The 19,139-nt window shown below is 66.9% G+C and carries 21 protein-coding genes; 10 read left to right on the top strand and 11 right to left on the bottom strand.

The features are described 5' to 3' along the window. Positions 1–20: 20 nt before the first annotated feature. The gene (gene accB, locus AC06FA_RS00475) at positions 21–500 is read left to right on the top strand and encodes an acetyl-CoA carboxylase biotin carboxyl carrier protein (protein ID WP_108754331.1); all 480 of its coding nucleotides are present in this window, start codon (positions 21–23) and stop codon (positions 498–500) included. A 10-nt stretch (positions 501–510) separates the two neighbouring features. Beyond that, positions 511–1,878, top strand: a complete 1,368-nt coding sequence (gene accC / locus AC06FA_RS00470) for an acetyl-CoA carboxylase biotin carboxylase subunit (protein WP_010481079.1) — start codon at positions 511–513, stop codon at positions 1,876–1,878. A 114-nt stretch (positions 1,879–1,992) separates the two neighbouring features. On the opposite strand, the gene AC06FA_RS00465 is transcribed toward accC, so the two are convergent. After that, positions 1,993–2,367: a hypothetical protein gene (locus tag AC06FA_RS00465; protein WP_312707028.1), complete on the bottom strand. Its 375-nt coding sequence runs from the start codon at positions 2,365–2,367 to the stop codon at positions 1,993–1,995. Further along, entirely contained in the window at positions 2,364–3,329 is a 966-nt protein-coding gene (locus tag AC06FA_RS00460; RefSeq protein WP_478066641.1) for a hypothetical protein, read from the bottom strand. Before AC06FA_RS00460 ends, AC06FA_RS00465 begins: the two co-directional genes overlap by 4 nt. Positions 3,330–3,479: 150 nt before the next feature. Here AC06FA_RS00460 and prmA point away from each other — a divergent pair, with 150 nt between their 5' ends. From prmA to fis, 3 genes are all read left to right on the top strand, one after another. Continuing rightward, positions 3,480–4,400, top strand: coding sequence for a 50S ribosomal protein L11 methyltransferase (prmA, locus tag AC06FA_RS00455; RefSeq protein ID WP_478066848.1), 921 nt, complete (start codon positions 3,480–3,482; stop codon positions 4,398–4,400). Positions 4,401–4,442: 42 nt separating this feature from the next. Then, positions 4,443–5,213, top strand: coding sequence for a DUF3426 domain-containing protein (locus AC06FA_RS00450; RefSeq protein ID WP_478066640.1), 771 nt, complete (start codon positions 4,443–4,445; stop codon positions 5,211–5,213). A gap of 114 nt (positions 5,214–5,327) precedes the next feature. Further along, positions 5,328–5,603 (top strand): DNA-binding transcriptional regulator Fis, encoded by a 276-nt coding sequence (gene fis, locus AC06FA_RS00445; RefSeq protein ID WP_108751030.1) that lies wholly within the window; start codon positions 5,328–5,330, stop codon positions 5,601–5,603. Positions 5,604–5,723: 120 nt separating this feature from the next. Here fis and AC06FA_RS00440 read toward each other — a convergent pair whose 3' ends face one another. The 6 genes from AC06FA_RS00440 to AC06FA_RS00415 are packed head-to-tail and all read right to left on the bottom strand — an operon-like array spanning position 5,724 to position 11,514. Beyond that, entirely contained in the window at positions 5,724–6,716 is a 993-nt protein-coding gene (locus AC06FA_RS00440) for a phosphatidate cytidylyltransferase (protein WP_478066639.1), read from the bottom strand. Further along, positions 6,713–7,342, bottom strand: a complete 630-nt coding sequence (locus AC06FA_RS00435; protein ID WP_478066638.1) for a lysophospholipid acyltransferase family protein — start codon at positions 7,340–7,342, stop codon at positions 6,713–6,715. The genes AC06FA_RS00440 and AC06FA_RS00435 overlap by 4 nt, the downstream gene beginning before the upstream one ends. Positions 7,343–7,352: 10 nt before the next feature. Next, entirely contained in the window at positions 7,353–7,790 is a 438-nt protein-coding gene (locus AC06FA_RS00430; RefSeq protein ID WP_478066637.1) for a hypothetical protein, read from the bottom strand. Then, positions 7,787–9,121: a phosphatase PAP2/dual specificity phosphatase family protein gene (locus tag AC06FA_RS00425; RefSeq protein WP_478066636.1), complete on the bottom strand. Its 1,335-nt coding sequence runs from the start codon at positions 9,119–9,121 to the stop codon at positions 7,787–7,789. Before AC06FA_RS00425 ends, AC06FA_RS00430 begins: the two co-directional genes overlap by 4 nt. Further along, positions 9,121–10,872: a bifunctional alpha/beta hydrolase/class I SAM-dependent methyltransferase gene (locus tag AC06FA_RS00420; RefSeq protein WP_478066635.1), complete on the bottom strand. Its 1,752-nt coding sequence runs from the start codon at positions 10,870–10,872 to the stop codon at positions 9,121–9,123. Before AC06FA_RS00420 ends, AC06FA_RS00425 begins: the two co-directional genes overlap by 1 nt. 24 nt (positions 10,873–10,896) lie before the next feature. Beyond that, complete coding sequence (locus tag AC06FA_RS00415) at positions 10,897–11,514, bottom strand: CDP-alcohol phosphatidyltransferase family protein (protein WP_478066634.1); 618 nt, start codon at positions 11,512–11,514, stop codon at positions 10,897–10,899. A 180-nt stretch (positions 11,515–11,694) separates the two neighbouring features. Here AC06FA_RS00415 and purH point away from each other — a divergent pair, with 180 nt between their 5' ends. From purH to purD, 4 genes are read left to right on the top strand one after another with little or no spacing between them, the layout of a single operon-like run. Beyond that, a complete protein-coding gene (gene purH, locus AC06FA_RS00410) occupies positions 11,695–13,278 on the top strand; it encodes a bifunctional phosphoribosylaminoimidazolecarboxamide formyltransferase/IMP cyclohydrolase (protein WP_478066633.1) in 1,584 nt (527 codons plus the stop codon). A gap of 17 nt (positions 13,279–13,295) precedes the next feature. After that, positions 13,296–14,162, top strand: a complete 867-nt coding sequence (locus tag AC06FA_RS00405) for a hypothetical protein (protein ID WP_478066632.1) — start codon at positions 13,296–13,298, stop codon at positions 14,160–14,162. Positions 14,163–14,178: 16 nt separating this feature from the next. Next, positions 14,179–15,213 (top strand): RhuM family protein, encoded by a 1,035-nt coding sequence (gene rhuM, locus AC06FA_RS00400; RefSeq protein ID WP_478066631.1) that lies wholly within the window; start codon positions 14,179–14,181, stop codon positions 15,211–15,213. 47 nt (positions 15,214–15,260) lie between these two features. After that, positions 15,261–16,544: a phosphoribosylamine--glycine ligase gene (gene purD / locus AC06FA_RS00395; RefSeq protein WP_478066630.1), complete on the top strand. Its 1,284-nt coding sequence runs from the start codon at positions 15,261–15,263 to the stop codon at positions 16,542–16,544. A gap of 97 nt (positions 16,545–16,641) precedes the next feature. On the opposite strand, the gene AC06FA_RS00390 is transcribed toward purD, so the two are convergent. Both AC06FA_RS00390 and AC06FA_RS00385 read right to left on the bottom strand, forming a co-directional pair. Next, the gene (locus AC06FA_RS00390) at positions 16,642–16,974 is read right to left on the bottom strand and encodes a helix-turn-helix domain-containing protein (RefSeq protein ID WP_478066629.1); all 333 of its coding nucleotides are present in this window, start codon (positions 16,972–16,974) and stop codon (positions 16,642–16,644) included. Then, positions 16,958–17,341, bottom strand: a complete 384-nt coding sequence (locus AC06FA_RS00385) for a type II toxin-antitoxin system RelE/ParE family toxin (RefSeq protein ID WP_478066847.1) — start codon at positions 17,339–17,341, stop codon at positions 16,958–16,960. The genes AC06FA_RS00390 and AC06FA_RS00385 overlap by 17 nt, the downstream gene beginning before the upstream one ends. Before the next feature lie 157 nt (positions 17,342–17,498). Between AC06FA_RS00385 and AC06FA_RS00380 the strand changes: the two genes are divergently transcribed. Further along, complete coding sequence (locus AC06FA_RS00380) at positions 17,499–17,939, top strand: hypothetical protein (RefSeq protein WP_478066628.1); 441 nt, start codon at positions 17,499–17,501, stop codon at positions 17,937–17,939. Positions 17,940–18,035: 96 nt separating this feature from the next. Here AC06FA_RS00380 and rpoH read toward each other — a convergent pair whose 3' ends face one another. Continuing rightward, positions 18,036–18,911 carry an RNA polymerase sigma factor RpoH gene (gene rpoH, locus AC06FA_RS00375; protein ID WP_108751041.1) on the bottom strand — a complete coding sequence of 292 codons (876 nt, stop codon included), beginning with the start codon at positions 18,909–18,911 and terminating at the stop codon, positions 18,036–18,038. Positions 18,912–19,139: the final 228 nt, after the last annotated feature.

Raw genomic sequence — 19,139 nt, 5'->3', positions numbered from 1 at the left:
TAGAAACCAAAGAGGCCCTCATGGATCTGCGCAAAATCAAGAAGCTGATCGACCTGCTGGAAGAGTCGAACCTGGCAGAAATCGAAATCAAGGAAGGCGAAGAGTCCGTGCGCCTGTCGCGCGCCCCGGTGGCCGGCTACGCCGCCCCGGTCGCTGCCCCGGTGTACGCCGCTCCGGCGGCCCCGGCCGCGCCGGCCATGCCGATGCAGTCGCCCACCGAAGCCTCCACCGGCGGCACCGCCAAGCCGGGCCCGGCCCTGCCGGAAGGCCACGTGCTGCGCTCGCCGATGGTCGGCACCTTCTACGCCTCGGCGGCCCCGGACAAGCCGGCCTTCGTCACCGTTGGCCAGCAGGTCAAGGAAGGCGAAACCCTGGCCATCATCGAAGCGATGAAGATGTTCAACCCGATCGAAGCCGACAAGTCCGGCACCATCGTCGCCATCCTGGGCGAGAACGGCCAGCCGGTGGAATTCGACCAGCCGCTGTTCGTGATCGGCTGAGGGGCACGCCATGCTCGACAAAGTCGTCATTGCCAACCGAGGGGAGATCGCGCTGCGCATCCTGCGCGCGTGCCACACCCTGGGCATCCGCACGGTGGCCGTGCACTCCACGGTCGACCGCAACCTCAAGCACGTGGCCATGGCCGACGAGTCGGTCTGCATCGGCCCGGCACCGTCGCCGCAGAGCTACCTCAACATTCCGGCACTGATCGCCGCCGCTGAAGTCACCGACGCCCAGGCCATCCACCCGGGCTACGGCTTCCTGTCGGAGAACGCCGATTTCGCCGAGCGCGTGGAAGAGTCCGGCTTCATCTTCATCGGCCCCAAGGCCGACACCATCCGCATGATGGGTGACAAGGTCGAAGCCATCCGCGCGATGAAGTCCGCCGGCGTGCCGTGCGTGCCTGGCTCGGGCGGCCCGCTGGGCGAAGACATCGTGGCCAACACCAAGATCGCCCGTGAGATCGGCTACCCGGTCATCATCAAGGCGGCCGGTGGCGGCGGTGGCCGCGGCATGCGCGTGGTGCACGCCGAAGCCTCGCTGAAGACCTCGATCGAAACCACCAAGAGCGAGGCCAAGGCCGCGTTCGGCAATGGCGAGGTCTACATGGAGAAGTTCCTGGAGAATCCGCGCCACGTGGAAATCCAGGTGCTGGCCGACGGCCAGGGCAACGCCATCCACCTGGGTGAGCGCGACTGCTCGATGCAGCGTCGCCACCAGAAGGTGGTGGAAGAAGCGCCGGCACCGGGCATCACCGCCGAGCAGCGCGAGCAGATCGGCAAGGTGTGCGTGGAAGCCTGCATCCGCATCGGCTACCGCGGCGCGGGCACGTTCGAGTTCCTGTACGAGGACGGCCGCTTCTACTTCATCGAAATGAATACCCGCATCCAGGTGGAACATCCGGTCACCGAAATGGTCACCGGCATCGACCTGGTGGCCGAGCAGCTGAAGATCGCCGCTGGCCAGAAGCTATCGATCAAGCAGAGCGACGTGGTCCTGACCGGCCATGCCATCGAGTGCCGCATCAACGCCGAAGATGCTGAAACCTTCGTGCCGAGCCCGGGTACCATCACCGGCTTCCATCCGCCGGGCGGCCCCGGCGTGCGCGTGGACACCCACATCTACAGTGGCTACCGCGTGCCGTCGAACTACGACTCGATGATCGGCAAGCTGATCGTGCACGGCCCGGACCGCGAAACCGCCATCGCCCGCATGCGGGTGGCGCTGAGCGAAATGGTGGTGGACGGCATCAAGACCAACGTGGCGCTGCAGCAGCGCATCATGCGTGACAAGGGCTTCCAGGCCGGTGGGCAGAACATCCACTACCTGGAAAAGCGCCTGGCCGAACGCAAGAACAAGCCGATCGCACTGACCTGATCGCGCGGCCAACGCTGGACACGAAAAGGGCGGGGATTTCCCCGCCCTTTTCTGTTGGGTGCGACGAACGATCGACGACGACGCCGGGCAGGGCCCGGCGCTGTCCAGCGCGCATCAGCGCTTGTCGGCCACTTCGGCGGGAATCTGCGAATTGGCCAGCGGGCGTACGCCATTGGGTGAGGTCGGATCGACAATCACCATGGTTTCGGTAGAACCATCGGGCCAGACCACCTGGAAGGTGCTGCCGGCCGGCAGCGAAGCAAACGGCACCCCACTCTGCGCGCGGTACACCGCGGCAACCTGGCTGGCACCGGCGCGGCGCACTTCTTCCTGCGCCTTCACCGTGGTCAGCTCCACTTTGGACAGGTGCCGGTAGCGATCTTCGTAGGTATCGATCATCAACAACCCGACCGCGCCGGCCGAATAAGCCACGAACAACACCACCCAGAACCAGAACTTGGCGCCATGTAGTAAACGACGGTAGTTCATCGCCCTGCTCCCGTACCAATCAATCGCTTGATCCACTCTTTCATCTTCCCCGCACCTTGCCGCGAAACCGCGGCGTCATACACGAAATCCCGGAAATCCTGCGTTCCACTCTGCGAACAGATCCCTCCGTTCGCGCAATAACTGTTCACCAGCACGCTGTCAGCGCCACACGGCAGCCCCAGCTCGCAGGCGGCAACCCGCCAGGCCATTTCACTCAGCTGTTCGCCGGCAATCAGGCCGGACATCGCCTTGTCGCCGGCCGCGCGCAGGCCCATCGCCGGGGCCAGCGCCATGTATGCCTCCGGGTCGCGCGAATCCTGCACGCGCTGCACCAGGTCACGCCGGTACTGCTCGCTGTCCTGCAGCGGTTCGCCCTCGGCGAACAGCGACGCTTCGGCAGCCAGGTTGCCTTCCTGTGCCGCACGGCGGCGTTCACCGATCACCAGCGCCGGGCCCAGCCGGTCGCCCGGCACGAAGCCGCCGCAGCGCTGGGCCACGCGTTCGCGCGCCTGCACCATGGCGGGCGCCGCGCTCAGGCCCAGGCCGGCCAGCACGTTGTTGTCCAATCGGTAGCCGCCCGGATCCACCGCATACTGGGCGCAGTAGTCATACACGCGGCTCAGCATCCAGCGCGCTTCGTGGTTGCCGTTGTCGGCCTGTACGCGCAAGCGCTGTGCATAGGCGAACAGGTCGGTATCGCCTTCGATATCGGCGCGGATATCCAGCGGCAACCCCGACGGCAGTGCGCTGCTGCGCTCGATGCCCGACAGCCGGCGTGCCAGGGCTTCCGGCATCACTGGCGCCAACGCATCACCCACCGAAGGCGCGGACACGGCCATCGGTACCGCCACGCCGTCCCGCACCTCATGACCATGGCCGCTGGCCCGGTAACCGGCCACGCCAAGCACCGCCACGGCCGGCAGCACGAGCAACCAGGTTTTGAGGGTGGGAGCGAAGGCCATGGGCGACAGAAGTGGACGCGGGACACAGCAAAGCCGGCATTTTAGCAAGGCCCCGAAGCGCTGTCTGAACCGCTTGGACCCATCTCAGGGCATACGGAGACGCCCGGATGGTCTAGCATGGCCCCCTTTCCCGCGATTGCCCCCACCGCCATGCCGTTCCTGGAACTGACCCTGCGCTGCACCGAAGCCACCCAGCCCCGCTATGAAAACGCGCTGGAGGACGTGGGCGCGCTGGCGGTCACCCTGCTCGATGCCGAGGCCGATACCAGCAACGAGCAGGCCATCCTGGAACCGGGCGTGGGCGAAACCCCGCTGTGGGACACCCTGGTGCTGAGCGCCCTGTTCCCGGCCGACAGCAATGCGCTGTTGCTGCTGGCCGCACTGGAAGCGTTCGATCCCGAACTGGACTGGAGCGGCGGCAGCTTCCGCGCGGTCGAAGACGAAGACTGGGAACGCGCCTGGCTGGACCAGTTCCAGCCGATGGACTTCGGCAGCCGTACCTGGATCGTGCCGTGGAACCACGAACTGCCCGACGCTGCGCAGGCCGCCGATGCGGCGGTGGTGCGCCTGGACCCGGGCCTGGCCTTCGGCTCGGGTACCCACCCGACCACCGCGCTGTGCCTGCGCTGGCTGGACCAGCTGGCGGTATCAGGCCAGTTGCAGGGCCAGCGCGTGCTCGACTTCGGCTGCGGTTCCGGCATCCTGGCGTTGGCGGCACTGAAGCTGGGTGCGGCCGAAGCGATCGGCGTGGACAACGACCCGCAGGCGCTGGTGGCCACCGCCGACAACGCCGAGCGCAACGGCGAACAGGCGCGCATGCACGTCTACCTGCCGCAGGACGAACCGGTCGCCACCTACCCGATCGTGGTCGCCAACATCCTGGCCTCGGCGCTGGACGCACTGGCCGAGCTGCTGGCCGCGCGCGTGGCCGCAGGTGGGCGCATTGCGCTGTCGGGCATCCTGCATGGCCAGGAAGGCGAACTGCTACAGCGCTACGCCGTCTGGTTCGATGACCTGCAGGCCACCCAGGACGGTGATTGGATGCGCATCACTGGCGTGCGCCGCGCCTGATCGTGGTTGAATGAGCGCTGGATCCGAGCCGGTGCCCTGACCATGTCCGAGCCGAACCCGCCGCGCCGCCCGCTGGCCACCTTCCTGCGCACGACGCCGGGAGACGATGCCACGCCCGCAGACAGCACCGATCGCGCCGAGCCACCGATCGTGGATGACGCTGCCGCGGCGCCGGCGCACCACGACGTCGCGCCGCCGGCGGTGGACCTCGACGCAGCCGTGGTGCGCCCGGAACTGGACGCAGGCGAAGCTGGGGCCGACAGCGCCGACGGCGCCGAGGACGACGCGACCGACGCCGTGGCCGTTGCCAACGACGCACCCAGCTTCCTGGGCATGCGCCCGCGCGCACGCCCCACACCGCGCTGGCACTGGGCACTGGTGGCCGGGCTGGCCCTGCTGCTGGTGCTGCAGAGTGTGCTGGCCGACCGCGCACGGCTTGCCGCCGATGCCAGCCACCGGCCCTGGATCAGCGCACTGTGCGGCGTCCTGCGCTGCAGCCTGCCGGCCTGGCGCGAGCCGACGGCATTGACCATGACCAGCCGCGAGATCCGCCCCCTGCCGGGGCAGGCCGGCGTGCTGCAGGTGCAGGCCAGCATCCGCAACGATGCGCGCTGGGCACAGGCCTGGCCAGACCTGCGCCTGTCACTGTCCGACGCCGATGGCCGCCTGATCGGCAGCGGCGTGTTCACCCCGGCGCAGTACCTGGGCGAAGCCCCGGCTGCCACCCTGGAGCCCGGGCAGAGCGCGCGTGTCGCCTTCCGCGTACAGGAGCCGGCGGCCTCCACCGTCGCATTCACCTTCGAGTTCCTCTGACCAAGGTCGAGGCGTCAGGCCGTGGCAGCTCGAGCACGCTCGCGCTAGACTGACGGCCAATCACACGTCCGCCTGCGCGCACCGCGCGCACCGGCCTTCAGATCGGGAACCCCCTTGAACGCTGTCCTCACTCGTCCTGACACCAGTCGTGGCGCTGCCCGGCCACCGCTGCGCGAACACGTAGCCCAGTCCGTGCGTCGCTACCTGCGCGACCTTGATGGCTGCGACGCGGACGACGTGTACGAGATCGTGCTGCGCGAGATGGAGATTCCGCTGTTCGTGGAAGTGCTCAACCACTGTGAAGGCAACCAGAGCCGCGCCGCGGCGATGCTGGGCATCCACCGCGCCACCCTGCGCAAGAAGCTGAAGGAATACGGCATCAGCGCGTAAGCGCACTGATGTGTAGCGTCGAGCCATGCTCGACTGCTTCTGCGCCGGGCAACCCGTGAAAGGCAGTCGAGCATGGCTCGACTCTACCCGGTAGATCCACGCCATGCGTGGATGAAGGCCTCAACCCCCGCCCGCCTTCCAGTAGTACCGCACCACATGGAAAAACACCGGCGCGGCGAAGCACACTGAATCCAGGCGATCGAGCATGCCGCCGTGGCCCTCGATCATGTGCCCCCAGTCCTTGATGCCGCGGTCGCGCTTGATGGCCGACATCACCAGGCCGCCCCAGAACCCCATCAGGTTGATCAGCAGCGACAGCCCGAACGCCTGCAGCGGCGTGAACGGGGTGATCCACCACAGTGCCGCCCCCAGCGCGCTGGCACTCAGCACCCCGCCCACGAAGCCTTCCACCGTTTTCGACGGCGACAGTTTCGGCGCGATCAGATGCCGGCCCAGCAGCTTGCCCCAGATGTACTGCAGCACATCGGACGACTGCACCACGATCACCAGGAAGGCGAACAGCAGTACATTGCGCGCCGGGTCATGGCCCGGCACCTGCAGGTTCAACAGCAGCGGCACGTGCGAAATACAGAACACGCAGATCATCAGGCCCCACTGCACCTTGGCCGTGCGCTCGAGGTAGTGGGTGGTGTCGCCGCCGATGGTCGACAGGATGGGCAGGAACAGGAATGCGTAGACCGGAATCAGCAGCGTGTACATGCCGTACCAGTCGATCCAGACCAGGTAGTACTGCCAGGGCAGCACGATGTAGAACGCCGCCAGCAATGCGTAGTAATCGCCCGACCGGGTCGGCGCCAGGGTGATGAACTCGCGCAGCGCGAACAGCGAAATGATGGCGAACAGCACGATCACCCCGGCGCGGCCGAACAGCAATGCGCCGCCCACCACGATCGCCATCACCCACCACGCACGAATGCGCGAGACCAGGTTGGCGATGACCGCGTTGGGCCGCCCGCGCTGGCGCCAGCGCAGGGTCTCGGCCACCACCGTGGCCAGCACCAGCACCGCGCCGATGCCAGCAAACAGCAGGCCGGTCTGCTGGCCGACGCTCTGCGTGGCCAGATCGCCGGACACATCGATCATGAAACTCATGCCCGGCCCCCGTTCGGTGCCAGGTCAAGCAGTGCCTGCCGGCTACGCGCCAGGAAGGCCGCCTTGTCTTCCTCGGCCTGCAGGCGCAGCGGCGTGCCGAAGGTGGCCGTGCACAGCAACGGCAGCGGCAGGAAGCGGCCCTTGGGCATCACCCGCTTCAGGTTGTCGATCCACACCGGTACGAACTCCAGTTCCGGGCGCTGCCGCGCCAGATGGTAGATGCCACTCTTGAACGGCAGCAGCGGCTCCTCGCCGGTGTTGCGCGTGCCTTCCGGGAACAGGATCAGCGAGCAGCCTTCGTCCACCGCATCGCGCAGCACCTGCAGGGGATCCTGCTGGCGGTGCGCCGCCTCGCGTTCCACCAGCACGCCATTGAACACCGCATCGATCAGATAGCGGCGCAGGCCATCGCGCTGCCAGTATTCGGCCGCGGCCACCGGCCGCACCTGGCGGCGCAGGGCGGGCGGCATCGACGACCAGATCAGCACGAAATCACCGTGGCTGGCGTGGTTGCCGTAGTACACGCGGTGGTCGCTGGACGGCGCGCAGCCGATCCACAGCGCACGCGCGCCGGTCAACACATGGATGGCGCCACTGCAGGCGCGGGCGATCAGTCTGGCGAACATCGCTTTCCCCTTACGTCTGCGGCCACAGCACGGCCAGCAGCAGCGCTACGAACTGCAGCCCAGTGAACAGGTACTGCCGCAGCAGCAGCCCGCGCATGCCGAGCCAGCGCGCGTTCCAGTCGCGCAGCGGCGCATCGGCAGGCTGGCGGCGCAGCCCGGCCACGTGCAGCGTCTGGTCGACCCGCTGCGCGGCGGCCTCGTCGCTCAGGCCTTCGCGCAGCAGCAACTGCAGCAGGCCGGCATCCAACTGCACGCGCACGGCGAAGTACGCCTGCACCATGCCCAGCGCCACGCTCAGCAGCACCAGGCCGGCGGCCACCATCGCCAACCCCGGCTCGATGCCCAGCAGCAGCAACCCCAACAGCAGCAGGCCCAGCGACATCGCGGCGGGCCAGCGGCCCTGGCGCAGCAGCAGGTGCATCATCGGCAGGTCCGGGGCCTGGCTCATACCGTTGTCTCCTGTGCGGCAGCGGCCGCGATCGCCAACAGGTGAACGTCGTGCAGCACGATGGACGGCCGTGCCTGGCGCACCTGCGCCACCGCCTGCGCGGCATTGCCCGCGCGGCCACTGCACAGCAGCCACGTCGCCACGCTGGCGGCACTACGCGAATAACCCAGCGCGCAGCACACCAGCAGCGGCCCCTGCGCGTGCAGGCGCTCGATCGCGGCGGCCGCCGCGCGCAGCTGCTCCGCCGTGGGCACCACCAGATCGAGCATCGGCACCCCGGCATACAGCGCGCCAGGGGCACGACAGGACAGCTCCGCGCAGGTATCGACCACGCCCTGCAGCGGCAGCGGTAACGATGCACTGGGCAGACGACCCAGCCACACGCCATCGGCCACCTGCACCGGCTGCGGCGCGCGCCGGGTCCACAGCCGTGAATTGATCCACGCCGCCGCCAGGTAGGGCGCCAGCAGCCAGCGCGCGGCCATGCTCAAGCGACCATCGGCGCGCTTCTGGAACACCGCCGTGCCCAGCCCGGCATAGGCCAACGCCACCAGCAGCAGCGACAGCACCGGCCACAGCAGCCACAACGCCGCGCCCCGCCACAGCAACGCCGGCAGCAGCAACAGCACTGCACCCAGCAGATACATCACCGCCAGGCGCCAACGCTTCGGGTCACGCGCCGTGCGCCATGCGCGCAACAGCGGCTCACCCTGGTCGGGCCACAGCCACACACACAGCCAGCCCACCAGCAACCCGGTGGGTACATCGATGAAGTGGTGCTGGAAGGTCGTCAGCACGGACACACCGATCAGCAGCGCCCAGATGTGCAACAGCCAGCGCCACGCGCCGTGCAGGTACTGGGCGAACTTCACCCACAGCACGATCAGCAGCACGATGTGCAGCGACGGCGCCTGGTTGAACGGCTTGTCGAAGCCCAGCAGCACATCGAACAGCCAGCCGAACACCCCGTCGATTTCGGGGCGCTGGAAGCTGAAGCGCAACGGCCACAGCAGGAAACAGCTCACCGCGATCAGCTGCGCACTGAACAGACGCAACGCGTGCCGGTCCAGCTCCAGCCGCTGCCGGCACAGGAACAACGAAATGGCGTAGAACAGGTCGATCGACCAGTACGGCACGATGGTCCAGGCCACGAACGGAACGCGGGCTTCCCAGGCGAAAACCATTACCGGCACGTCCGGCTGGCGGCCGGCCATCCAGTTGGCGAACCCATAGCTGGCGAAGAAGAACGGCCCCAGCAGGACCAGCCACAGCAGGGCGCGCCGCCAGGGACGCGCCGCTGCGGTGGTGGGCATGGCAGCAACGGTGGCCATCAGCCGACCCGGCGCGCCAGCGAAACGGTGAAGATGCCGAACTCGTCGATGCGCTGGGCCACTTTCTGGAACCCAGCCAGGCGCACCAGCTCGTCCATTTCCTGCTGGGTACGACGGCGCATCACCCAGGCCGCGCCGCCGCGGTGGCTGGTGAGTGCCCGCGCGATGAACTCCAGCTGCGGGTGCCAGGGCTGGCCGGTGTAGGCCAGGTAGCCGCCCACCGGTACGGTCGCGGCAATGCCCTGCAGCGAGCGCAGCACCGCATCGTTGTCGGGGAACAGTTCGTACAGCCCCGACACCACGGCCAGCGTCGGCGCCGGGTCCACCTTCGCCAGCTGCGCCGGGTCGAACGCATCACCCTGTTCGAAGCGGGCGATGTCGGTTGCCCCCAGGCGTTCGATCAGGGCCTGGCCCTGGGTCACGTTCAATTCGCTGAAATCGCGCAGCACGATGCGCTCGGCGCGCTGTTCGCCCTGCCCCAGCGCTTCCAGCACGTAGCGCCCGTGGCCGGCGGCCACGTCCAGCACGCGCACCGGCGTGCCCTGCCCGCGCAGGCGCTGGGCGGCGTCGCGCAGCAGTTCCTGCAGGTGCTGGCCGCGCACGCGGATGCCGCGCCAGCCGATCGCGTCCAGGTAGTTGCGGTCGACCATGCGCCCCAGCGGGCCCTTGCCACGTGCCTGGTCGCGGTAGATGTAATCCAGCGTGCTGCCCGAATCGAAGCCGGTCTGCAGGCCCAGTGCGATGCCCTCGGACAGCGTGCCACCGAAGCGCAGGCCGCCACGCACGACGCGCCAGCGCAGGTCGGCCAGGCTGTGGCGTTCGGGCGGCCACGACAGAATCTCCGATTCCTCGAAGGTCGGACCGTGGCGATGTGCATCGCGGCGCGACAGCTCACGCAGCGGTTCGGCGAACCGCGCCTGGATGAAGCTGCGGATGCGTGCCAGCGCCGGCGCGCGGTCACGCTCGCCCAGGGTGTCGTGGAAGAAGCCCGGCAGGTGCACACGCTCCTTGATCGGGCTGGACAGGCGCTCGTAGAAGCGGTCCTGCGGGCCGCGGTGCACGACGAAATCCGAGCCGGAGACCAGCAACTGCACCGGCACGCTGATCGCCTGCGCATCGGCCACGATGCGGTCGGCCGCCTCGTACAGGCCCAGCAGCACGCGCACCGAAATCGGCCGGGTGATCAGTGGATCGGTGCGGTAGCTTTCCACCCGCGCCGGATCGTGGGTCAGCCACTGCGGCTTCACATAGCTGTTGACGAAGAAGTTGCCGCGCAGCTTCTGCATCAGCCCCAGCCCGGCCCGCGCGAACGGCACGTACAGCTTCACCTTGAACGCCGGCGATGCCATGACCAGCGCGCGCAGGCGCGGCGCGTAGTCGTGCACCCAGGTCGCGGCGACCACCGCGCCCACGCTCTGCGCGATCACCACGATGTCTTCCACCGCGATACCGTGCTCGGCGCCGATGTGGGCAATGAAGCTGTCCAGATCGCGTACCAGCGCCGGGAAACCGGGGGCATCACCGCGCGCACCGGGCGAACGGCCGTTGCCACGCGCGTCCCACGCGAAGAAGGCGGTATCGGGCAGGTCCAGTTCGTCCACCAGGTGGGTGACCCGCCCGGAATGCTCGTGGCCGCGATGCAGCAGCACAACGGCCTTGCTGGCCGTAGTGCCCGTGGTGCTCGCCCAGTACCGGTAGAACAGCGGTACCTGGTCGAAGCTGTGGAATTCCCGTTCCTGCGCCTGACGCATGCAATCTCCGTATTGTCGTGGTGTTTATTGCGGTGAAACCGCCGATTCCTGCAGCCCCCGGCGCACCCGGTTGAACAGCGTCACTGCGCACAGCAGCGCAGCCACACCGGCCACCCAGCCCACCGTGACCGCCCCCACCCAGCCGAAAGCCAGCAGCAGGCCCAGTACGCCGATCACGAAGGCGCGATCGCTCTTGCCCATGGGGCCATCGTAGCGCCGGCTGGCGCCGACCATCAGGCCCAGTACGCCGCCGTATTCGCTCAGCGCCGCCGCCCAGGCCAGCAGCCACAGCGCCACCGGGTTCACGCCCGGCACGCTGAGCAGGCTCAGGTACAGCGCGGCGTCGGCAATCACATCGCACAATTCGTTCAGATAGGCGCCCAGCCGCGACTGCTGGCCGAATTCGCGCGCCAGCATGCCGTCCACGGCGTTCAGCGCCATGCGCAGCAGCATCCACAGCGGCAGCAGCAGGTACAGCAGCGGCTGTGCCGGGGCACAGCACCACACGGCGGCGGCCACCAGCAGCGAGACCACGGCGGCGGCCACGGTGACCGCGTTGGCGGTGATGCCCAGGCGGTAAAGACCGCGTACGGCCGGACGCAAGAGGTCCTGGAAACGTCCTTTCAATGCATAGATCGACACGATCTGAACCCGCTGATCCCTGGCAGTTCGGGCATAGCCTACCCCATGCCGCGTTCAGCCCGGCATGCCGATACGGGTGGTTGCCATGGCACGCGCCGGCAAACGGCCCCGGCAGCGCCCGCCAAGGCCCCCCAGCAACTACAATATCGGCCCCGCTCCGCTGCCGATTGCCCTGTCCCCATGACTGCTGATCTGTTGCCCGTCCGCCGGGCCCTCCTTTCCGTTTCCGACAAGACCGGCCTGGTCGAGCTGGCCACTGCGCTGGCGGCACGCGGCGTCGAGCTGCTGTCCACCGGGGGTACGGCCAAGGCCATCCGCGATGCGGGCCTGGCCGTGAAGGACGTGGCCGATGTCACCGGCTTCCCGGAAATGATGGACGGCCGGGTCAAGACCCTGCACCCGATGGTGCATGGCGGCCTGCTGGGCCGTTCGGGCCTGGACGATGCGGTGATGGCCGAGCATGGCATCGGCGCCATCGACCTGCTGGTGCTGAACCTGTACCCGTTCGAAGCGGTCACCGCCAAGGCCGACTGCACCCTGGCCGACGCGGTGGAAAACATCGACATCGGCGGCCCGGCCATGCTGCGCTCGGCGGCCAAGAACTTCGCCCGCGTGGCAGTGGCCACCGACCCGTCGCAGTACGCCGAACTGCTGGCCTCGCTTGAAACCAACGACGGCCAGCTGAGCGCGGCCACCCGCTTCGCGTTCTCGGTGGCCGCGTTCAACCGCGTGGCCCAGTACGATGCGGCCATCAGCAACTACCTGTCGGCGGTCACCGCCACCGACGCCGCCGTGCCGGTGCGTGCCGAATACCCCGCGCAGATGAATTCCACCTTCGTGAAGGTGATGGACCTGCGCTACGGCGAAAACCCGCACCAGAGCGGCGCGTTCTACCGCGACCTGTACCCGGTGCCGGGCACCCTGGCCACCTTCCAGCAGCTGCAGGGCAAGGAGCTGAGCTACAACAACCTGGCCGACGCCGATGCCGCATGGGAATGCGTGCGCCAGTTCGACGCGCCGGCCTGCGTGATCGTCAAGCACGCCAACCCGTGCGGCGTGGCCGTCGGTGCCGGCAACGGCGATGCCTATGAACTGGCCTACGCCACCGACCCGACCAGCGCCTTCGGCGGCATCATTGCCTTCAACAAGCCGCTGGACGCTGCCACCGCCAAGGTGATCCTGGACCGCCAGTTCGTGGAAGTGCTGATCGCCCCGGACTACGAGCCGGCCGCGCTGGAATACGCGCAGAAGAAGGCCAACGTGCGCGTGCTGCGCATCCCGCACGGCGATGGCCTGAACAACTTCGACAGCAAGCGCGTGGGCTCGGGCCTGCTGCTGCAGTCGTCGGACAACCGCGGCATGACCCGCGACGAACTGAAGGTGGTCAGCAAGCTGGCGCCGACCGACAAGCAGTTCACCGATCTGCTGTTCGCCTGGAAGGTGGCCAAGTTCGTGAAGTCCAACGCGATCGTGTACGCCAAGGACAACCGCACCATCGGCGTGGGCGCCGGGCAGATGAGCCGCGTCTATTCCGCACGCATCGCCGGCATCAAGGCCGCCGACGCCAACCTGGTGGTCGAAGGTTCGGTGATGGCGTCCGACGCGTTCTTCCCGTTCCGCGACGGCATCGATGCCGCCGCCGCCGCCGGCATCAAGGCGGTGATCCAGCCGGGCGGTTCGATGCGCGATGCTGAAGTCATCGCCGCCGCCGACGAACATGGCCTGGCCATGGTGTTCACCGGCGTTCGCCACTTCCGTCACTGATACAAGGAGCGACACGGATGTCTGCAGTCTCTTTCAACACCCTAGCTGTGCTCGCCCTGGCCGGCACGGCCCTGCTGGCCGGCTGTACGCCGGCCGCCGACCCCGCACCGGCTGCGGCCCCTGCGGCGCCGGACGCTGCGGCTGCGGCCGCCGAACCGGCGTCCCAGCTCAGCCGTACCGCCCGCCTGCAGGCCTTCCTGGCCCAGCGTTACGGCAAGGGCGCCGCCCTGTCGGGTGACTGGCGCGGCAGCTGGACCCAGGACGGCCAGACCCGCCCGGTCAGCTGGCAGGTCTGCGCCGAACAGCCGGTGGTGACGGGCGACAGCTGGCAGCAGCTGCTGGCCGTCTGCGGCGCGCTGGTCGAAGCCGGCCACCCGGAGCCGGGCACCATCGACTTCTACGTGCTGCGCCCGAAGGCCGACGGCTTCGACGTCGCCGCCGAACTGACCGGTGGCACCTATGGCAGCAGCGGCCAGCCGGGCACCGTGCAGGTCGTGCGCGCCGGCAGTGATTTCTACGGCTTCCGCGTGGAAGACGGCTGGTTCGGCCAGGGCTATTCGCTGATCTCGCAGTCGCTGATCCTGCCCGGCCCGAAGGGCCTGGTCGATACCGGCAGCATGCGCAGCCATATCGACAATGGCGCGGCCTACGACTGCGACGACACCGAATCGGCCGAGGACTGCCGCAGCAAGGTGTTCAACATCGACTTCACCCAGCGCTTCGACGACAGCGACCGCACCGCGCGCGTCTGGCCGCTGCAGGTGGAGGAAACCGGCAGCACCTGCGGCGGTGCCGCCGTGCGCCAGCAGCACCGCTTCACCCTGGACCCGAAGACGTGGACCTATTCCTTCCCCGAGGCGCTGCTGCGCGAGGGCTGCGAGTGAGGCACCGCGCCCGCCCATGAACAGCCCCCTCGGCGAACTGATCCTCTACCGTACCGACGATGGCCGGACGGAGGTGCATCTGCGCGCTGCGGAAGGGACGGTGTGGATGACCCAGGGCGAGATGGCCGAGCTGTTCGACACGACGCCACAGAACATCACCCAGCATGTGCGCGCCATCTATGACGATGGTGAGATTGAGGAGGACGCAACCTGTAAGGATTACTTACAGGTTCGCCAGGAGGGCGCTCGCGAGGTCCGGCGCACCGTCAAGACCTATCGCCTCGAGTTGATTCTGGCAGTCGGCTTCCGCGTACGATCCCCGCGCGGCCGCCAGTTCCGGCGTTGGGCCGGTTCGTCACTCGCCGAGTACCTGACCAAGGGCTTCCTGCTCAACGATGTCCGGCTCAAGGATGCCGAGCGCGCGGATTACTTCAAGGAACTGCTGAGTCGCATCCGCGATATCCGCAGTTCGGAAAAGCGTTTCTACCAGACCCTGCGCGATCTGTTCAAAGCCAGCAGCAGCGACTACGACGGCAGCGCAGCCACCGCCAAAACGTTCTTTGCCACCATCCAGAACAAGCTGGTCTACGCTGTCACCGGCCGCACTGCCGCCCAATTGATCGTGGAACGTGCCGACGCCAACGCCCCTCATATGGGCCTGACCAACTGGACAGGCGACAAGCCTCGCAAGTCGGATGTCGTCGTTTCCAAGAACTACCTGCATCGACAAGAGCTGGAACAGCTTAATCGTCTGGTTTCCATGTTCCTGGATTTCGCTGAAGATCGCGCCGAACGACGGCTTGAAACCCGCATGCTGGACTGGCTCAATCAGACCGATCGCTTCCTTGACTTCAACGAGCGCGCCATTCTCGATGGCCCCGGCCGCGTGTCCAACCAACAGATGGAAGCGATCATCACGGAGCGCTACGCCGAATTTGACGCTGCACGACGCGCTTCCGCAATGATCGCGTCCGAGCGCGACGCCGAGCTTGATCTTGCGGACCTGACGGCTGAGGCAAGACGCCTGGCGTCCATCAAGAAAACCAGCTGATTGATTCCCCCGATCCCTTTCACTTCTGCCCCCAGGATCTCCCCTCAATGAAAATCCTCGTCATCGGCTCTGGCGGCCGCGAACACGCCCTGGCATGGAAGCTGGCCCAATCCCCCCGGGTCAGTGAAGTGCTCGTGGCGCCCGGCAATGCCGGCACCGCCACCGAGGACAAGTGCCGCAACGTGGCGGTGAAGGTGACCGACATCGACGGTCTGCTGGCGCTGGCCCAGGCCGAAGGCGTGGCGCTGACCGTGGTGGGCCCGGAAGTGCCGCTGGTGGCCGGCGTGGTCGACCGCTTCCGCGCCGCCGGCCTGCGCATCTTCGGGCCGACCGCCGCCGCCGCGCAGCTGGAAGGCAGCAAGGCCTACGCCAAGGACTTCCTGGCCCGCCACAACATTCCCACCGCGTTCTACGCCGTGCACACCGACGTGGACGCGGCGCTGGCCTACATCCGCGACAAGGGTGCCCCGATCGTGGTCAAGGCCGACGGTCTGGCCGCCGGCAAGGGCGTGATCGTGGCGATGACCCTGGCCGAGGCCGAAGACGCCGTGCGCGACATGCTGTCCGGCAATGCCTTCGGCGACGCCGGTGCGCGCGTGGTGATCGAGGAATTCCTGGACGGCGAGGAAGCCAGCTTCATTTCCATGGTCGATGGCGTGCATGCGCTGCCGATGGCCACCTCGCAGGACCACAAGCGCGTGGGCGACGGCGATACCGGCCCGAACACCGGCGGCATGGGCGCCTATTCGCCGGCACCGGTGGTGACCGCCGAGGTGCATGCGCGGGTGATGCGCGAGGTGGTGAACCCGACCGTGCAGGGCATGATTGCCGACGGCATTCCGTTCACCGGTTTCCTGTATGCCGGGCTGATGATCGATGCCAGCGGCGCACCGAAGGTGATCGAGTTCAACGTGCGCTTCGGCGATCCGGAAACCCAGCCGGTGATGCTGCGCCTGCAGTCGGACCTGGTGGACCTGGTGGAAGCGGCCATTGACGGTCGCCTGGACCAGGTGGAGGCGCAGTGGGACCCGCGCCCGTCGCTGGGCGTGGTGCTGGCCGCCAAGCCGTACCCGGAATCGCCGATCACCGGCGATGTGATTTCCGGCCTGGCCGATGTGCCGGCCAGCGCCAAGGTGTTCCATGCCGGCACCACGCTGGACGCGCAGGGCAAGGTGCTCAGTGCTGGTGGCCGCGTGCTCTGCGTGGCCGCACTGGGCGACAGCGTGCGCGAGGCGCAGGCCAATGCCTACGCCGGCGTAGCCAAGGTGCGCTGGGCCAACGAGTTCCACCGCACCGACATCGGCTGGCGCGCGATCGCACGCGAGGGGTGATGTGCGGGGTGCAGCCACGCGTGGCTCTACAGTAGATCCACGCCATGCGTGGATGAGCCCCACCGACGCAAAGGCCCGGCAACGCCGGGCCTTTGCTTTAGAGGACTGCGTCCAGACCCTTGCGGTCGATCAGGTTCAGAAGCTTCAGCGAGGGCCCGCTCGGCTTCTTTTCGCCCTGCTCCCAGCTGCGGACTGTCGAAACGCTGGTATTGAGCACACCGGCGAATACGGGCTGGCTGAGTTGCAGCGACGTGCGTAGTGCACGGATCTGCGCACTGCTGTATTCGGGTACGGGCTCCAGACACAGGGCCTCGTACATCCCCATGCGTCGCTTGTCGATGAAGCCGCTGGCATAAAGGCCAGCAGCACCTTCATGCACCGCATCAAGGATTGGGCTCTTTGCACGTCTACGTTCAACACGCTTGGTCATGGCATATCTCCTGCAGATCGCCGCACATCACTGCCCTGTCCAACTGTGCAGGGCTCATCTTCAAGAACTCAGACGCATATAGCTCAAGTGCATCCCGTTCCGCCCTGCTGAGGTTCGCGCGCTCGTTCTTTTCATAGCAGAAGAGGAAGAACCAGTAGCGCCCCAACTGGGTCGCCACGATGGTGCGGGCGCTACCGCGCTTTCCGCGGCCCGGCAGCGCGACACGCTTCTTGATAAGACCGCCCCCCAGATCGGCATCAACCAGCCCTTGACGTATTTCGCTTACCGCGCGACACAATGCCGAGTTGGTCAACGCAGACCTTCGTGTGCTGCGGTTGAAGCTTCGGGTTCGGAAAACACGTAGCATGAGCATACCGTGCCACCGAGTGGTACGGCGTGAATATCAGCCTCAAGCACATGCTTACGTGGGAATTGCCTGTGGCTGATCGTCGGTCTGGCGGCAGGCGGGAACAGAAACGACCCGGCATGGCCGGGCCTCGGCTTCAGGGACGGGAGCAGGCAGAATGAGCCAACATCAGGAATATCCGGATGGCTTTGATTGCGTCTGGCTGGGCGTGGACCAGACCGGCGCCGTGGCGGCATTCATCACCGCAGGCGAGGGAGACATCCCTGCCGCACTTCTGCGCCAGGCCGCGGTGGACATCTTCGATATCGAAATGATGTTGATGGAGCTGCCGGTGGTTGGCAGGGCCATCATGCACATGAAGGTTCCCCGGGACGATGACGGTGTGGCCATGGCTTCGCGCGGCATCCATGTGTACGACTGGAACCGCGGCGGCTACGCGCGCTTTGCCACCCCTACCCTGGCCATTCAGCGCTCGGCGCTCCGCCGGGACCTGCAGGTGCTGGCGGGTCTGGCGACCTTCAACACGATCGATTTCCGGCAACACGCCTCGATCCCGGTCTGGGCGCTGATGGAGACGACGGGAAAGCCGATGCCATGAGGCAGGATCAGTAGATCCACGCCATGCGTGGATAAGCCCCGCCAACGAAAAGGCCCGGCATTGCCGGGCCTTTCGTCTTTGCAACGCTGCACCGCGTTACGCGTTGAACAGCGCCTTCATCTTCTTCAGCGCGTTCGCTTCAACCTGGCGGATGCGCTCGGCGGAAACACCGTACTCATCGGCCAGCTCCTGCAGCGTCACCTTGCTGTCGGCATCCAGCCAGCGGCGGCGGATGATGTCGCGCGAACGGGCGTCCAGTTCGGCCAGGCCTTCGCGCAGCAACTGCAGCTGGTTGTCTTCGCTGTCGGCACGTTCATAGGCCATCGACGGATCTTCGTCGTTGGCGACCAGGAACGCGGCCGGCGACGGCGGGGCGTGTTCGTTGTCCTCATCGCTGGGCGCATCGAAACCGATATCGCGACCGGACAGGCGCGATTCCATTTCCATCACTTCGCGCTCGGACACGTTCAGGTCCTTGGCCACCGCGCTGACTTCGGCCGCGTTCATCCAGCCCAGGCGCGTCTTCGACTTGCGCAGGTTGAAGAACAGCTTGCGCTGCGCCTTGGTGGTGGCGACCTTCACGATGCGCCAGTTCTTCAGGATGAACTCGTGCATCTCGGCACGGATCCAATGCACGGCGAAGGACACCAGGCGCACGCCCATGTCCGGGTCGAAGCGCTTGACCGCCTTCATCAGGCCGATGTTGCCTTCCTGGATCAGGTCGCCCAGCGCAAGGCCGTAGCCGTTGTAACCGCGGGCCACGTGCACCACGAAGCGCAGGTGCGAATGCACCAGCTCGCGCGCAGCGTCCAGATCGTCACCGTCGCGGAAACGACGGGCCAGGTCCTGTTCGTCATCGACCGACAGCACCGGAATCTGGTGCACGGCACCGATGTAGGCGTCCAGCGAACCGAGCGCACTGGGAATCGGGAGATTGTTTGCCACAAGGGCAGTAGAGGTGTTCTGGCTCATAGGGCTCATCTTAGCAGTCCGGGTTTTGGACTGCTAAAGCGGTAGGAAGTTCCAGTGTTCCGCAGGCGAAACAATGGGCCGTTCAACATCCCTACCCTATCGCGAATTGATGACAATGGCGAGCGCACGCCGCAACACATAAAATCAATTAAAAACAATGACTTACGCCCTCATCAGTGGATGAATTGTGGTTTTGGGCCGCAAAATCCCACCACGGCGCCCCATTCA

This window comes from Stenotrophomonas sp. Steno-C17, from assembly GCF_056393165.1.
Note: the sequence above shows the minus strand (reverse complement) of the source record. Positions and strands in the feature narration are given on the sequence as shown.

Excerpts from the sequence above, each read along its gene's own strand:
- accB (WP_108754331.1), top strand. The coding sequence starts at position 21 with ATGGATCTGCGCAAAATCAAGAAGCTGATCGACCTGCTGGAAGAGTCG.
- accC (WP_010481079.1), top strand. The coding sequence starts at position 511 with ATGCTCGACAAAGTCGTCATTGCCAACCGAGGGGAGATCGCGCTGCGC.
- AC06FA_RS00465 (WP_312707028.1), bottom strand. The coding sequence starts at position 2,367 with ATGAACTACCGTCGTTTACTACATGGCGCCAAGTTCTGGTTCTGGGTG.
- AC06FA_RS00460 (WP_478066641.1), bottom strand. The coding sequence starts at position 3,329 with ATGGCCTTCGCTCCCACCCTCAAAACCTGGTTGCTCGTGCTGCCGGCC.
- prmA (WP_478066848.1), top strand. The coding sequence starts at position 3,480 with ATGCCGTTCCTGGAACTGACCCTGCGCTGCACCGAAGCCACCCAGCCC.
- AC06FA_RS00450 (WP_478066640.1), top strand. The coding sequence starts at position 4,443 with ATGTCCGAGCCGAACCCGCCGCGCCGCCCGCTGGCCACCTTCCTGCGC.
- AC06FA_RS00440 (WP_478066639.1), bottom strand. The coding sequence starts at position 6,716 with ATGAGTTTCATGATCGATGTGTCCGGCGATCTGGCCACGCAGAGCGTC.
- AC06FA_RS00435 (WP_478066638.1), bottom strand. The coding sequence starts at position 7,342 with ATGTTCGCCAGACTGATCGCCCGCGCCTGCAGTGGCGCCATCCATGTG.
- AC06FA_RS00430 (WP_478066637.1), bottom strand. The coding sequence starts at position 7,790 with ATGAGCCAGGCCCCGGACCTGCCGATGATGCACCTGCTGCTGCGCCAG.
- AC06FA_RS00425 (WP_478066636.1), bottom strand. The coding sequence starts at position 9,121 with ATGGCCACCGTTGCTGCCATGCCCACCACCGCAGCGGCGCGTCCCTGG.
- AC06FA_RS00420 (WP_478066635.1), bottom strand. The coding sequence starts at position 10,872 with ATGCGTCAGGCGCAGGAACGGGAATTCCACAGCTTCGACCAGGTACCG.
- purH (WP_478066633.1), top strand. The coding sequence starts at position 11,695 with ATGACTGCTGATCTGTTGCCCGTCCGCCGGGCCCTCCTTTCCGTTTCC.
- AC06FA_RS00405 (WP_478066632.1), top strand. The coding sequence starts at position 13,296 with ATGTCTGCAGTCTCTTTCAACACCCTAGCTGTGCTCGCCCTGGCCGGC.
- rhuM (WP_478066631.1), top strand. The coding sequence starts at position 14,179 with ATGAACAGCCCCCTCGGCGAACTGATCCTCTACCGTACCGACGATGGC.
- purD (WP_478066630.1), top strand. The coding sequence starts at position 15,261 with ATGAAAATCCTCGTCATCGGCTCTGGCGGCCGCGAACACGCCCTGGCA.
- AC06FA_RS00390 (WP_478066629.1), bottom strand. The coding sequence starts at position 16,974 with ATGACCAAGCGTGTTGAACGTAGACGTGCAAAGAGCCCAATCCTTGAT.
- AC06FA_RS00385 (WP_478066847.1), bottom strand. The coding sequence starts at position 17,341 with ATGCTACGTGTTTTCCGAACCCGAAGCTTCAACCGCAGCACACGAAGG.
- AC06FA_RS00380 (WP_478066628.1), top strand. The coding sequence starts at position 17,499 with ATGAGCCAACATCAGGAATATCCGGATGGCTTTGATTGCGTCTGGCTG.
- rpoH (WP_108751041.1), bottom strand. The coding sequence starts at position 18,911 with ATGAGCCAGAACACCTCTACTGCCCTTGTGGCAAACAATCTCCCGATT.